Origin of the sequence: Streptomyces tibetensis, assembly GCF_007655005.1 — a bacterium.
Classification (GTDB): domain Bacteria; phylum Actinomycetota; class Actinomycetes; order Streptomycetales; family Streptomycetaceae; genus Streptomyces; species Streptomyces tibetensis.
This window is the reverse complement of sequence record NZ_SZVW01000025.1, coordinates 135,906-149,964: the sequence shown is the minus strand read 5'-3', so window position 1 is coordinate 149,964 and position 14,059 is coordinate 135,906. Positions and strand designations below refer to the sequence as shown.

The window sequence follows — 14,059 nt, the reverse complement described above, 5'->3', positions numbered from 1 at the left end:
TGCCCGGCGCCGACATCCTCCTGGCCTGGGTCACCATCACCCCGGCCATCCGCGAAGCCTGGCCCGACAACCCCGACAAGGCGCCCCGCTGGGTCCACGCGTCCTCCGCGGGAGTGGACTCGTTCCTCTTCCCCGCTTTGGTCGAGGATCCAGGCGTCACGCTCACCAACGCCCGCGGCGTCTACGACCAGCCCGCCGCCGAGTACGTCCTGGGGCTGATCCTCGCCCTCGCCAAGGACTTCCCCGGCACGTGGGAGCACCAGCGGCGCCGCGAGTGGCGTCCGCGCCCCAGTGACGGCATCACCGGCCGCACCGTGCTGGTCTGGGGGACGGGGCCGATCGGCCGGGCCATCGCCCGGCTGTTGCGCGGGGTCGGGATGCGCGTGTGCGGCGCGGGCCGCAGGGCCCGCGCGGCGGATCCCGACTTCGGCACGGTCCACGGTGCCTCGACCCTGCACTCCGCCCTGGCGGAGGCGGACTACGTCGTCCTGGCCGCGCCCCTCACCCAGGACACCCGGGGCATGGTCGACGCCCCCGTGCTCGCCGCGATGAAGCCGGGGGCGCGACTGATCAACGTGGGCCGGGGCGGACTCGTCGACGAGGAGGCGCTGGTCGGCCACCTCGCCGCCGGACGGCTCGCCGGCGCCGCCCTCGACGTGTTCGCCCAGGAACCGCTGCCGGCCGAATCACCGCTGTGGGACATGCCCGGCGTGATGATCTCCCCGCACACGGCGGGCGAGACCACCAGCGAGCGGGAAGCGCTGGTCGAGGTGTTCCTCGACAACCTCACCCGCCATGTCGAGGGCCGGCCCCTGCGCAACATCGTGGACAAGCGGCGCGGATACGTGAACGACGAGACGCACCCCGCCTGAAGGGCGAGCAGCACGTGCCCCGGCCGGTAGCCCCTCCCGGCCGGGCCGCGCGCTATTCGCCTTTCCCTCGTCCCAGCACGCTGCCCGTCACCGCCAGTACGGACAGCACCACCAGTGCGGCGGCCGGGCCGAGGACGGTCCAGGGGGCCAGTTCGGCGTACGGCTGGTTCTCCGAGAGGAGGCGGCCCCACTCGGGGGTGGGCGGCTGTTCGCCCAGGCCCAGGAAACCGAGGGAAGCCAGGACCAGCACGGTCGTGGGCAGCCGGAGCAGGGCGTTGCGCAGGAGGGCGGGGACCACCGAGGGCAGCAGGTGGCGGCGCAGGAGGTGCAGCCGTCCCGCGCCGAGCGCGACGGACGCGGCGATGTGCCCGCTCGCGCGTTCCTGTTCCAGCAGGGCAGCGGTCTGGGCGGCGTACGGGCTCCAGCCGACCACGCAGACCGCGCAGGCGGCGCCCCACACGGACGGTCCGGTCACGCCCGCGATCAGCAGACCCGCGAGAACTGCGGGCAGGGTGGACACGACCTCGGTGGGGCCCGCGCTCGCCCTCGGGGCCATGCCCAGCAGCAGCCCGGTGACGGCGCTGACCGCCGTCACGACGAGGGCGACCCAGGCCGTGCGCAGCGCCCCGTGGCCCAGCCGGGCCAGGAGGTCACGGCCCAGCGCGTCCGTGCCCAGGGGGTGTTCGCCGGACGGCGACAGCAGCCGTGCCGCCGTGTCGACCTGGAGCGGGTCGCGCAGGAGGCCCGCTGTCACCAGGGTGAGCAGGAGCAGTGCGCAGGCCGCGGTGCCCCAGCGCAGGGAGCGCGGCACGGTGAGCGGGGGCCGGTGCAGTGCGGGCAGGGCGCCGTCGCGCAGGGGCCGGCCGAGGAGTGCGTGACGCAGGGCGCGGATCAGGATGCCCGCGGCGACGCCCAGCAGGGCCAGGGCCAGGGTCGCCGTCTGCAGCACCGGGAGGTCCTGTGCGACGGCGGACTCCAGGGCGAGCCGGCCGAGCCCGGGGATGTTGAAGATCTTCTCCACGGCGACCGCGCCGCCGACCAGGGCCACGACGGTCGGCAGCAGCTGTGGCAACAGGCCGGGCAGGGTGCGGCGCAACGCGCCCCGGCCGATGTGACCGGACGGCAGCCCGACGGCGTAGGCCGTGCGCGCCCAGGGCTCGTGGAAGGCGGCGGGCAGCGCCTGGTCGAGCATGCCGCCGAGCATCGCGCCCGACGGGATGCCGAGGGCGAGCGAGGGCAGCACCATCGACTGCGGGCCCTCCCATCCGCTGGACGGGAACCACCCCCACCACACCCCGCACACGGTGGCCAGCACCGAGGCGAGCAGGAACTTCGGCAGCGACGCGAGGACGGCGGCCGTGGTGCCCGCCCGGTCCTGCCGCAGCCGGCGCCGGGACCCGAGGAGGACCGTGCGGGCACACACCAGCCCGGTCACCAGCACCGTGACCGCGAACGCGCCCAGCATCAGCGTCAGGGAGACCGACAGGGCCGTCCCCACCTGCGGCATGACCGGTGCCCCGGAGACCCACGAGACGCCCGCGTCCCCGCGCGGAAGGCCGCCCAGCCAGTGCGCGAGGTCCAGCACCGTGACCGCGAACGCGCCCAGCATCAGCGTCAGGGAGACCGACAGGGCCGTCCCCACCTGCGGCATGACCGGTGCCCCGGAGACCCACGAGACGCCCGCGTCCCCGCGCGGAAGGCCGCCCAGCCAGTGCGCGAGGTGGAGCCAGGGGCCCTCGTCCAGGCCCAACTGGTCGCGCACGGCGGCGAGCTCCGCCGGTGTGGGGTTCTGGTCGGCGGAGCGTGCGCGCAGCACCGTACGGGCCGGGTCGGTGCCGGACAGCCAGGGGAGCAGGGCCACGGCGCCGAGCAGGGCGGTTCCGGCGAGCACACGGCCGGCCGCCGCCGTCCAGAGGGACGAGCGAGCGGCGGCGGGGGTGTGCGTGAGGCTCATGCGGGTTACTTCAGGCGGGTGTCGACGTCGATCAGGGACCGTTCGCGCGGGTCGAGGATCACACCCTCGACGTCGTCCGCGATGCCCTGCACGGCCTGCTCGTGAACCAGCGGCACCACTGCGTCGGTGCGCAGGATCTCGGCCTCCGCCCACATGATCTTCTCCTGGCGGCTCTCGGTGTCCCGCTCCGCGGCGGCGGCCCGGATGGCCTTGTCCACCGCGGCGTTCTTCAGACCGGCGATGTTGTAGACGCCCTCGCTGGTGAAGTCGCTGGCGAGGTAGTCGACCGCGTCACCGGTGTCGAGGAGCGTCACTCGCGAGAAGACGAGGGCGTCGTACTTCCCGGCGAGGAGGTCGCCCTCCATCTGCGTGTACTCGCGCACGTCCTGCTTCACGGTGAACCCGGCCTTCTCCAACTGCTGCTGGAGCACGGTCGCCGCCTCGGGCAGCTCGGCCCGGTTGGTGTAGGTGGCCAGTCGCAGCGTCCTGCCCTTGGTGCCGGTCTTCACCTCGGCGGCGGTCGCGGCCTCCTTGCGGTCCGTCACCTCGACGCGCTTGCCGGCCGCCCAGGGGACGGCCGGCCCGAACAGGCCCTGTGCGGGGTCGGCGTAGCCGCCGAAGACGGAGTCGACCAGCGCGGAGCCGTCGACGGCCGCACGGGCGGCGGCGCGCAGACCGGCGTCGGCGAACATGCCGCTGCGGGTGTTGAGGATCAGGCTGTCGGTGCGCACCGAGGGGACCTCGTGCCGGGTCCGCTTGTCGAGCAGTTTCGCCTGGGCGGTGGGGATCCACTCGGCGATGTCGGTCTCGCCACCGCGCAGTGCGTTGGCACGGGCCGTCCCGTCCGCTATCCAGCTGACGTCGATGCCGGGCGCCTTGGCCTTGCCGCCCCAGTAGCCGTCGAAGCGGTCCAGCGTGGCCTTGGTCTTGCCGTTCAGCCGGGCGATCTCGAACGGACCGGTGCCGGTGCCGACGGGACTGACGGCGCCGTCCTTCGCGTACGCCTTCGCCGACAGGATGGCCAGCGCGGGGCTCGCCAGCCGCAGCGGCAGCATTGGGTCGGGTGACTTGGTGGTGAGGGTGACGGTGTCGGCGTCCTCCGCCTCGGCGGTCAGTGACACGTCGCTCAGGACGCGGGGCTTGGGCTTGGCCGCGCCGGCGTGGGTAAGTGCGTTGACGACGGCCTGGGCGGTGAGCTCGGTGCCGTCCTGGAACTCGGCCTTGCGCAGCTCGAAGGTCCAGGTGGTGTCGTCGTCCTGCTTCCAGGACGTCGCCAGGCCGGGCCGGGCCGTGCCGTTCTTGTCGAGGGCGGTGAGGCCCTCGGCGACGGACAGCTTGCTCAGCACCGTGGCGTCGTTGCTGTACGGGGACAGCGCCTGCACCGGCGGCACGGCCAGCGCGACCCGCAGCCGCCCGCCCGGTCCCGCGCCGGTGTCGCTCTCGCCGGGCGCGAAGCAGCCGGCCAGCAGAGGGGTGAGAGCGAGCGCCGCCATGAGGCCGCGGGTGGTGGTGCGCATGTCGGATCCTGTCGTGCGGGAGATCGGCGGCGTCAGCTTATAAGGCGAGGCTTACCAAACTCTTGTCGGGTAGGTGAAAAATCAACGACCGGACCGCCGCGGTGTGCAGGAAAGCCTCTCGACCCGCTGTTCGACCTGTGCCATCGTGTCCGCCGGGGCGGAGGTGAGGCGCATGACCGGCGCGGACCCGGGGCTGTTCGGTCCGGAATCGGTGACCTGGCAGCTCCACAGCGACCCCGTGATGTGGATCGCGGGCGTCCGGGCGCTCTACCTCCAGGCCCTGCATCCACGAGCGGTCCGCGGGGTCATGCAGAACTCCGACTTCCGGCGGGATGCCTGGGGCCGCCTGATGCGCACCGCCGGCTTCGTCGGCACGACGACGTACGGCACCACCGAGGCCGCCGAGCGCGCCGGCGCCCGGGTCCGGAAGATCCACCGCATGCTGACCGCCACCGATCCCGACATCGGTGAGCGCTACGGCGTCGACGAACCCGCCCTGCTGATGTGGGTGCACTGCGCCGAGATCGACTCGTATCTGCACGTCGCGCGCCGGTCCGGACTCCCGCTCACCGACACCGAGGCCGACCGTTACATCGCCGAACACCACCAGAGCGCACGGCTGGTGGGCCTCGACCCCGACGCCGCACCGGGGAACCGGGCCGAGCTGGCCGCGTACTTCGAGACGGTGCGCCCGGATCTGGCCGCGGGACCCGAGGCACGAGAGGTGGACGACTTCCTGCTCCGCCCGCCGACCCACCCGCTCCTCGTACCGGCGCGCGAGGTGCTGTGGCGGCGCGTGGCACACCTGGCGTACGCCTCCCTGCCGCCGTACGCCCACGAGTTGTACGGCAGACCGGCCCCCGCCCCAGCCGCCGTCACCCGTCAGCTGCGCCTCGCCGGCCTCCTGCTGCGCCGCGTTCCCGCACGTGTGCGCTGGCAACTCCCGCCCAAACACATTCTGCGGGCCATGGCGAGGCTCGGCCCCGGCGCGCGCCCGGCACCGTACAAACTCGGACGATAGGCCGCCATACTGGGTGGGCCGAGGGGCGGGCGGACAGCTACCGGGGGGAGCGTCGCGCGAGATGGGGGACAACAGGCTCATCCAGGGCCGGTACCGGCTGCTCGATCTGATCGGGCGGGGCGGCATGGGCGAGGTGTGGCGGGCCCGGGACGAGTCCCTGGGCCGGCACGTCGCCGTCAAGTGCCTCAAACCGCTGGGCCCGAACCACGACCACGCCTTCACCCGCGTGCTGCGCGAGCGGTTCCGCCGCGAGGCCCGGGTGGCCGCCGCGCTGCAGCACCGGGGCATCACCGTCGTGCACGACTTCGGCGAGTCCGACGGCGTCCTGCATCTCGTCATGGAACTGCTGGACGGCCGCAACCTCAGCCAGCTCCTGGAGGACAACAAACAGCACCCGCTGCCCGTCGCGGACGTCGAGGAGATCGCCGAGCAGATCGCCGCCGCCCTCGCCTACTGCCACGAACAGGGCATCGTCCACCGTGACCTGAAGCCCGCCAACATCGTGCGGCTCGGCGACGGCACCGTGAAGATCTGCGACTTCGGCATAGCCCGCCTCGGCCACGACATCGGCTTCACCTCCCGGCTGACCGGCACCGGCATCGCCATGGGCACCCCGCACTACATGTCCCCCGAGCAGATCGCCGGCACCGAGGTCGACCAGCGCAGCGACCTCTACTCGTTCGGGTGCGTGCTGTACGAGATCGCCACCGGCGTACCGCCGTTCGACCTCGGCGACGCCTGGGCGATCCTCGTCGGCCACCGCGACACCCCGCCCCGCCCGCCGCGCGAGCACCGGCCCGACCTGCCCGAGTACCTGGAACAGATCATCCTCGACCTGCTCGCCAAGGAACCCGCACAGCGACCCGACGACGCCCGCGAGCTGGCCCGCCGGATCAGCGCCCACCGGGCCGCGCCGGCGTACGCGCCCGTCGGCGCGCCGGCCCGCCCGGCTCCCGGCCGGCCCGCGGGGGCGGCCCGACTGCCGTCCTGGACGCGCGGCATGACCACCGGGCACAAAGCGACCGGCACGGGACTGCGCACCACCCCACCGGACCCGGCGGCGGGACTGTCCGGTGAGTGGATCGCACGGCCCGCCACCGGGCCCGTCGTCGCCGAACCCGTCCCCGTGCAGCCGCCCGCCCCGCCCACGGAGGTCGTGACCGCCCTGGCCGGCCGGCACAACGCGGGACTGAGCCTCGGACGGCTCGGCCGCTGGACGGAAGCGGGCGAGGTGCACCGGGCCGTCGCCGCCGAACGCGAACACCTCCTCGGCCCGGACCACCCCGACACCCTCGCCAGCCGCTACGAGGTCGCCTTCACCCTCAGCCGCACCGGCCGGGCCGCGGACGCCCTGCGGGAGTACAAGCACGTCGCCGGGGCCAGGATCCGCACCCTCGGCGCCGATCACCCCGACACCCTGGCAGCACGCCAGGAGATGGCCTACGTCCTCGGCCAGCTGGGCCGCCCCTTCGACGCCCACCGTGTCTACACCTCGGTGCTGACCGCCCGCGAGCAGCTCATGGGCCCCGACCACCCCGACACCCTGCGCTGCCGCCACAACCTCGCCTTCAACCTCAGCCGCCTCGGCCGCCTGGAGGACTCGTACCGCATGGCCCGCGAGGTGGCCGCCGCCCGCGCCCGTGTGCTCGGCCCGGACCACCCCGACACGCTCGTCACCCGCTACGAAGTCGCCTACACCCTGGGCCAGCTGGGCCGCTGGGCCGAGGCCCTGGAGACCTATCGCGACGTCGCCGAAGCCCGTGGCCGCGCCCTCGGCCCCGACCATCCCGACACGCTCGCCGCCCGGCACGAGATCGGCATCAGCCTGGGCCGCCTCGGCCGCAGCGCGGAAGCCCTGGACCTCTACCGCGGACTGGTCGCGGACCGCACCCGCAGCCAGGGCCCCACCCACCCCGAGACGCTGCGCGCCCGTCACGGCCGCTGCGTCAACCTCGGCCGGCTCGGCCGCTGGGAGGAGGCCCTCACCGAATCCCGTGACGTGGCCGCGCTCCGCGAGCAGGCCCTCGGTCCCGACCACCCGGACACCTTGGTCAGCCGCCGCGAGGTCGCCGTCGGCCTCGGCTGGCTGGGCCGCTGGGCCGACGCGCTCACCGAGTACCGGCGCGTGGCCGGCGCCCGTGAGCGCGTCCTCGGCGCCGACCACCCCGACACCCTCGCCAGCCGCAACGACGAGGCCCACTGCCTCGAACAGCTCGGCCGCAGCGCCGAGGCCATGGCCCTGTACCGAAGAGTGGCGGCCCTGCGCGAGCAGCGGGCCGCGGCCGGACGCTGACCCCGGCAGGGCGGACAGGCGCCGTCTGGCCGACCCGGATCACCCCGTGTTACCAAGAACCATGACCGCACCCGAGGGACCCCGCGCACACCGGACCTACGACGCCGTCATCGTCGGCGGCGGCCACAACGGCCTGGTCGCCGCCGCCTATCTGGCCCGGGCCGGGCGCTCCGTGCTGGTCCTGGAGCGGCTGGACCACACGGGCGGCGCGGCGGTGTCCACCCGGCCCTTCGCCGGGGTCGACGCCCGGCTGTCCCGCTACTCGTACCTGGTCAGCCTGCTCCCGAAGAAGATCGTCCGGGACCTGGGGCTGGACTTCAGGGTCCGCACCCGCACCGTCTCCTCCTACACGCCCGCCGAACGCGACGGCCGGCCCACCGGACTCCTCGTCGGCGGCGGCGAGCGGCGCACCCGGGAGGCGTTCGCCCGGCTCACCGGCTCCGACCGCGAGTACCGGGCCTGGCAGGAGTTCTACGGCAGGACCGGCCGCGCCGCCCAGCGGATCTTCCCGACCCTCACGGAGCCGCTGCCCGCACGTGACGAGCTGCGCCGCCGCGTCGACGACGAGGAGACCTGGCGGATGCTGTTCGAGGAGCCGATCGGCGCCGCCGTGGAGGAGCACTTCCAGGACGACCTGGTGCGCGGTGTGGTCCTCACCGACGCCCTCATCGGCACCTTCGCCGACGCCCACGACCCCTCCCTGAAGCAGAACCGCTGCTTCCTCTACCACGTGATCGGCGGCGGCACCGGGGACTGGGACGTGCCGGTCGGCGGCATGGGGGCGCTCACCGACGCCCTCGCCGACGCGGCGCGCGCGGCGGGAGCGGTCCTCGCCACCGGCCACGAGGCGCTGCGCATCGCCACGGACGGCCGAACCGCCGAGGTCACGTATCGCACGGCCGACGGCGAGGGCACCGTCGCCGCCCGGCACGTCCTGGTGAACGCCTCACCGCGGGCCCTCGCGGAACTGACCGGCGACACGCCCCCGGCCCCCGCCGAAGGCGCGCAGCTGAAGGTGAACATGGTGCTGGAGCGGCTGCCGCGGCTGCGCGACAACGCCGTCGACCCGCGCGAGGCCTTCGCCGGCACCTTCCACATCGCGGAGGGCTACGAACAACTGGCCACCGCCCACGCCCAGGCCGCCGCCGGAAACCCACCCGCCGCGCCGCCCTCCGAGATCTACTGCCACTCGCTCACCGACCCGACCATCCTCGGCCCCGACCTGGCCGAGCAGGGCTACCAGACGCTCACCCTTTTCGGCCTGCACACCCCGGCCCGCCTGTTCGAGCGGGACAACGACGCCGTACGCGAGGACCTGCTGAAGTCCACCCTCGCCCAGCTCGACGCCCACCTGGCCGAACCCCTCACCGACTGCCTGGCCACCGACGCGGACGGACGCCCCTGCATCGAGGCCAGGACCCCGCTCGACCTGGAGCGGGACCTCGGGCTGCCCGGCGGCAACATCTTCCACCGCGAGCTGAGCTGGCCCTACGTCCAGGACGGCACCGGCCGCTGGGGCGTGGAGACCGGCCACGCGAACGTGCTGCTGTGCGGGGCGGGCGCGGTGCGCGGGGGCGGGGTCAGCGGGGTGCCGGGACACAACGCCGCCATGGCGGTGCTGGAGAACACCCCCGAGTGACCCCTCAGTCGGCCTCGCGCGTCCACCCCGCCGCCGACAGGCGCGCCGCGTCCGCCGGGCGCCTCTCGTCGAACAGGACGTCCCCGGCGGCCTCCACGCGCAGCCCGTCCACGTAGCAGCCGCGCCCCACGTACAGCCGGTCCGTCGTGTAGCGCCAGCGCAGGGTGAGCCCCTGCCCGGCCGGTACGCCGGCGGTGAGCTGGTGCCAGACGCGGCCGGACCAGCCGGTGACCGAGCCCGACGGGTGCTCCTCGGGGTCCCGGCCGCCGCGGGACGTGGTGAAGGGCACCGGTCGCCAGCTAGTGCCGCCGTCGGTCGAGGCCTCCAGGACCAGGACGTCGGGCCCCGGCTCGGTGTCCCACCACAGCGCGCAGCACAGCCGCGCCCGGCCGGCGGAGGTGTCGAGCGCGGGCAGCGCGAGGGTCGCCGTCGTGGAGAGGGCCATGCCGGAGAACCAGGCCGTGCGGCCCCGGGCCGGCCGGACCGGCACGGCCCGCGCCATGTGGTTCGCCGCGGCGACCCTGGGCGCCGACCCGGAACGCCAACTGCGCACCGGGTGGACCGAGTTGCCGAGGACGATCAGGAACGAGTCCGTCGTCGGGTCGAGTACCAGCGAGGTGCCGGTGAAACCGGTGTGCCCGGCGGTGCGCGGCGTGGCCATCGCGCCCATGTACCAGTGCTGGTAGAGCTCGAAGCCCAGACCGTGCTCGTCCCCGGGGAAGGCGGTGTTGAAGTCGGTGAACATCAGTTCCACCGACTCCGGCCGAAGGATCCGGGCCCGCCCGTAGACACCGCCGTTGAGCAGCGTACGGCCGAGGACCGCGAGGTCCCAGGCGTCGGAGAACACGCCCGCGTGGCCCGCCACGCCGCCGAGACCGTAAGCGTTCTCGTCGTGCACCTCGCCCCACACCAGCCCCCGGTCGAGGCCGGACCACGGTGCGCGCGCGTCCTCCGTGGCCGCGATCTTCGGCCGCCAGGAGGCGGGCGGGTTGTAGCGGGTGCGGCGCATGCCGAGCGGTGCGGTGATCTCGTCGCGCAGGAGGGTGTCCAGGGTGCGGCCCGTGATCCGTTCCAGCACGAGCTGCAGCGAGATGAGGTTCAGGTCCGAGTACAGGTACGCCGTGCCCGGCGCGCTGACCGGTTTCTCGTTCCAGATGAGCTGGAGCTTCTCCTCGTGGGTCGGCGCGCTGTACAGCGGGATCCAGGCGCGGAAACCGGAGGTGTGGGTGAGGAGCTGGCGGACCGTGACGTCCTGCTTGCCCGCGCGGGCGAAGTCCGGCAGGTACGAGGCGACCTTCGCCTCCAGCCCCAGTGCGCCCCGCTCGATCTGCTGCACGGCGAGGATCGAGGTGAACAGCTTCGACACCGACGCCAGGTCGAAGACGGTGTCCTCGGCCATGGGGATCTGCTCGCCGGGCGGGAACTCGACGCCCGTGTCGGTCTTCTCGTCGTAGGCCCGGTAGCGGACCGCCATGCCGAGGGGCCGGTGCAGCGCGACGGTGCCGCCGCGTCCGGCGAGCAGGACGGCGCCCGCGTACCAGGGGTGCTTGGGGGAGGGGCCGAGGAACGCCTCCGCGTCGGTGACGAGCCGGCGCAGATGGGAGGGGAGCAGCCCGGCGCGTGCGGCGGAGCCGTGCCGCAGGGTGGGGCGGCGGCCGGTCGCCGCCGGGGCGGCCTCGGCGGGTCCCGCGGGCAGCGGGGCGAGGGCGAGCGCACCGCCCAGGGCCAGTCCCGCTCTGCCCAGTTGACGCCGGGTCGGTTCGCCGTTCGCCACTCTGCCGGTCACCGCGTACCCCTTCGCCTCTGCCGACTCGCATGTCTCATGAAGTATGTCCGCCGCCCGCCTCCGCCCATAGACCGCACGCGGGAACCAGCCGGATCCTGAATCTGACGGAGCATCAGAAAACCCCTTCCGTCCTCCGGAGGACTCCGGCATCCTGCGCCCATGCAGACGGAGCTGAGCCAGACACTGGGAATCGAGCACGCCGTCTTCGGCTTCACGCCGTTCCCCGCCGTCGCCGCGGCCATCAGCCGGGCCGGCGGCTTCGGCGTGCTCGGCGCGGTCCGCTACACCGCCCCCGACGAACTCAAACGCGACCTGGACTGGATCGAGGCACACGTCGACGGCAGGCCGTACGGGCTGGACGTCGTGATGCCGGCGAAGAAGGTCGAAGCCCCGAACAATCGAACACTGACCGAGGCCGACGTAGAGGCGATGATCCCCGAGGGCCACCGGCAGTTCGTCCGGGACACCCTCGCCAAGCACGGCGTGCCCGAACTCGCCGAGGGCGAGGCGTCCGGCTGGCGCATCACCGGCTGGATGGAGCAGGTCGCCCGCAGCCAGCTGGACGTCGCCTTCGACTACCCGATCCGGCTCCTCGCCAACGCCCTCGGCTCCCCGCCCGCCGACGTCATCGCCCGCGCCCACGACCAGGACGTGCTCGTCGCCGCACTCGCGGGCAGCGCCCGGCACGCCGAGAAGCACCGGGACGCCGGGATCGACATCGTCGTGGCGCAGGGCTACGAGGCGGGCGGCCACACCGGCGAGATCGCCTCCATGGTGCTCACCCCCGAGGTCGTCGACGCCGTCGCCCCGCTGCCCGTCCTGGCCGCCGGCGGCATCGGCAGCGGACAGCAGGTCGCTGCCGCCCTCACCCTCGGGGCCCAGGGTGTGTGGCTGGGCTCCCTGTGGCTGACCACCACCGAAGCGGACCTGCACTCGCCCGCCCTGACCCGCAAGCTCCTCGCGGCCGGCTCCGGCGACACCGTCCGCTCCCGTGCGCTGACCGGCAAGCCCGCCCGCCAGCTGCGCACCGAGTGGACCGACGCCTGGGACGACCCGGCCGGGCCCGGCACCCTGCCCATGCCGCTGCAGGGGCTGCTGGTCGCCGAGGCCGTCTCGCGCATCCAGAAGTACGAGGTCGACCCGCTGCTCGGCACCCCGGTCGGGCAGATCGTCGGCCGGATGAACAGCGAACGCAGCGTGCAGGCCGTCTTCGACGACCTCACCCGCGGCTTCGAGCAGGCCGTGGACCGCGTCAACCGCATCGCCGGAAGGAGCGGACAGTCGTGAGCACACCCCCCGTGGGTTTCTGGGCCCAGGCCGCACAGCACCCCGACCGGAAGGTGCTCGTCGCACCCGACGGCGAGGAGTGGACCGCCGGACGCCTGCACGCCGCCGCCAACCGGCTCGTGCACGGCCTGCGCGCCGCCGGACTGGAACGCGGCGACACCTTCGCCGTGGTCCTGCCCAACGGCGTCGAGTTCCTCACCGCCTATCTCGCCGCCAGCCAGGCCGGGTTCTACCTCGTCCCCGTCAACCACCACCTCGTCGGACCGGAGATCGCCTGGATCGTCTCCGACTCCGGCGCCAAGGTGCTCCTCGCCCACGAGCGCTTCGCCGAAGCGGCCCGCCACGCCGCCGACGAGGCCGGACTGCCGGCCACCCACCGGTACGCCGCGGGCACGGTCGAGGGCTTCCGCCCGTACGCCGAACTCCTGGACGGGCAGCCCGAGTCGGCGCCCGCCGACCGCACGCTCGGCTGGGTCATGAACTACACCTCGGGCACCACCGGCCGCCCCCGCGGCATCCGCCGCCCGCTGCCCGGCAAACCCCCGGAGGAGGCCTACCTCGGCGGCTTCCTCGGCATCTTCGGCATCCGGCCGTTCGACGACAACGTGCACCTCGTGTGCTCGCCGCTCTACCACACGGCCGTCCTGCAGTTCGCCGGCGCGTCCCTGCACATCGGCCACCGGCTGGTCCTCATGGACAAGTGGACGCCCGAGGAGATGCTCCGGCTCATCGACGCCCACGGCTGCACCCACACCCATATGGTCCCGACCCAGTTCCACCGCCTGCTGGCCCTGCCCGGCGAGGTGAAGGACCGTTACGACGTCTCCTCCATGCGGCATGCCATCCACGGTGCCGCGCCCTGCCCCGACCACGTGAAGCGGGCCATGCTCGACTGGTGGGGGCCCTGTGTGGAGGAGTACTACGCGGCCAGCGAGGGCGGCGGCGCCTTCGCCACCGCCGAGGACTGGCTGAAGAAGCCCGGCACCGTCGGCAAGGCCTGGCCCATCAGCGAGCTCGCGATCTTCGACGACGACGGCAACCGGCTGCCACCCGGAGAACTCGGCACCGTCTACATGAAGATGACCACCGGCGGCTTCTCATACCACAAGGACGAGGCCAAGACCCGCAAGAACCGCATCGGCGACTTCTTCACCGTCGGCGACCTGGGCCACCTCGACGAGGACGGCTACCTCTTCCTGCGCGACCGCAAGATCGACCTGATCATCTCCGGAGGGGTCAACATCTACCCGGCCGAGATCGAGTCGGCCCTGCTCGCCCACCCCGCCGTCGCGGACGCCGCCGTCTTCGGCATCCCGCACGACGACTGGGGCGAGGAGGTCAAGGCGGTCGTCGAACCGGCCCCCGGGCACCGGCCCGGGCCCGCCCTCGCGGCCGACCTCCTCGACCACTGCGCCCACCGGCTCGCCGGGTACAAGCGGCCCAGGAGCGTCGACTTCATCACCGAGATGCCCCGCGACCCCAACGGCAAGCTGTACAAGCGGCGGTTGCGGGAGCCGTACTGGGAGGGCCGGACGCGACCCGTGTGAGCCCGCCCGGCGGCCCGAGGCCACGGTTCGGGCGGCCGCGGGGGTACTGTCCGGCGTCTCGCTCCGGTTGGCTCGCGGTCACGGAGGGCCTCCCGGCCTGCCGCTCCGGCGCCTGCCGTGCGCAGGGTTCCGCCCCACGGGAA

The 14,059-nt window shown here is 73.6% G+C and carries 9 protein-coding genes; 6 read left to right on the top strand and 3 right to left on the bottom strand.

The window, feature by feature from the left end; genetic code table 11:
* Positions 1-872 (top strand): D-2-hydroxyacid dehydrogenase (locus tag FDO69_RS35050; RefSeq protein ID WP_104786543.1); only part of this gene is annotated, 872 nt, incomplete at its 5' end.
* A 52-nt stretch (positions 873-924) separates the two neighbouring features.
* Here FDO69_RS35050 and FDO69_RS35045 read toward each other — a convergent pair.
* Together FDO69_RS35045 and FDO69_RS35035 are read right to left on the bottom strand one after the other, a co-directional pair.
* On the bottom strand, positions 925-2,826 hold the full coding sequence (locus FDO69_RS35045) for an ABC transporter permease subunit (RefSeq protein ID WP_240806344.1): 1,902 nt from the start codon (positions 2,824-2,826) through the stop codon (positions 925-927).
* Positions 2,827-2,831: 5 nt separating this feature from the next.
* Positions 2,832-4,343 carry an ABC transporter substrate-binding protein gene (locus FDO69_RS35035; protein WP_104786540.1) on the bottom strand — a complete coding sequence of 504 codons (1,512 nt, stop codon included), beginning with the start codon at positions 4,341-4,343 and terminating at the stop codon, positions 2,832-2,834.
* Positions 4,344-4,515: 172 nt separating this feature from the next.
* On the opposite strand from FDO69_RS35035, the gene FDO69_RS35030 reads away from it, so the two are divergent.
* The 3 genes from FDO69_RS35030 to FDO69_RS35020 all read left to right on the top strand — a co-directional run bounded on the left by FDO69_RS35030 (position 4,516) and on the right by FDO69_RS35020 (position 9,296).
* On the top strand, positions 4,516-5,364 hold the full coding sequence (locus FDO69_RS35030) for an oxygenase MpaB family protein (RefSeq protein WP_104786583.1): 849 nt from the start codon (positions 4,516-4,518) through the stop codon (positions 5,362-5,364).
* Positions 5,365-5,425: 61 nt separating this feature from the next.
* Positions 5,426-7,657: a serine/threonine-protein kinase gene (locus tag FDO69_RS35025; protein WP_104786537.1), complete on the top strand. Its 2,232-nt coding sequence runs from the start codon at positions 5,426-5,428 to the stop codon at positions 7,655-7,657.
* Between the two features lie 61 nt (positions 7,658-7,718).
* Entirely contained in the window at positions 7,719-9,296 is a 1,578-nt protein-coding gene (locus tag FDO69_RS35020; protein ID WP_104786534.1) for a phytoene desaturase family protein, read from the top strand.
* 4 nt (positions 9,297-9,300) lie between these two features.
* On the opposite strand, the gene FDO69_RS35015 is transcribed toward FDO69_RS35020, so the two are convergent.
* Positions 9,301-11,082, bottom strand: a complete 1,782-nt coding sequence (locus tag FDO69_RS35015; protein ID WP_234388227.1) for a serine hydrolase domain-containing protein — start codon at positions 11,080-11,082, stop codon at positions 9,301-9,303.
* 159 nt (positions 11,083-11,241) lie between these two features.
* On the opposite strand from FDO69_RS35015, the gene FDO69_RS35010 reads away from it, so the two are divergent.
* Together FDO69_RS35010 and FDO69_RS35005 are read left to right on the top strand one after the other, a co-directional pair.
* On the top strand, positions 11,242-12,369 hold the full coding sequence (locus FDO69_RS35010) for an NAD(P)H-dependent flavin oxidoreductase (protein ID WP_104786529.1): 1,128 nt from the start codon (positions 11,242-11,244) through the stop codon (positions 12,367-12,369).
* Positions 12,366-13,916, top strand: a complete 1,551-nt coding sequence (locus FDO69_RS35005) for an acyl-CoA synthetase (RefSeq protein WP_104786526.1) — start codon at positions 12,366-12,368, stop codon at positions 13,914-13,916. Before FDO69_RS35010 ends, FDO69_RS35005 begins: the two co-directional genes overlap by 4 nt.
* Positions 13,917-14,059: the final 143 nt, after the last annotated feature.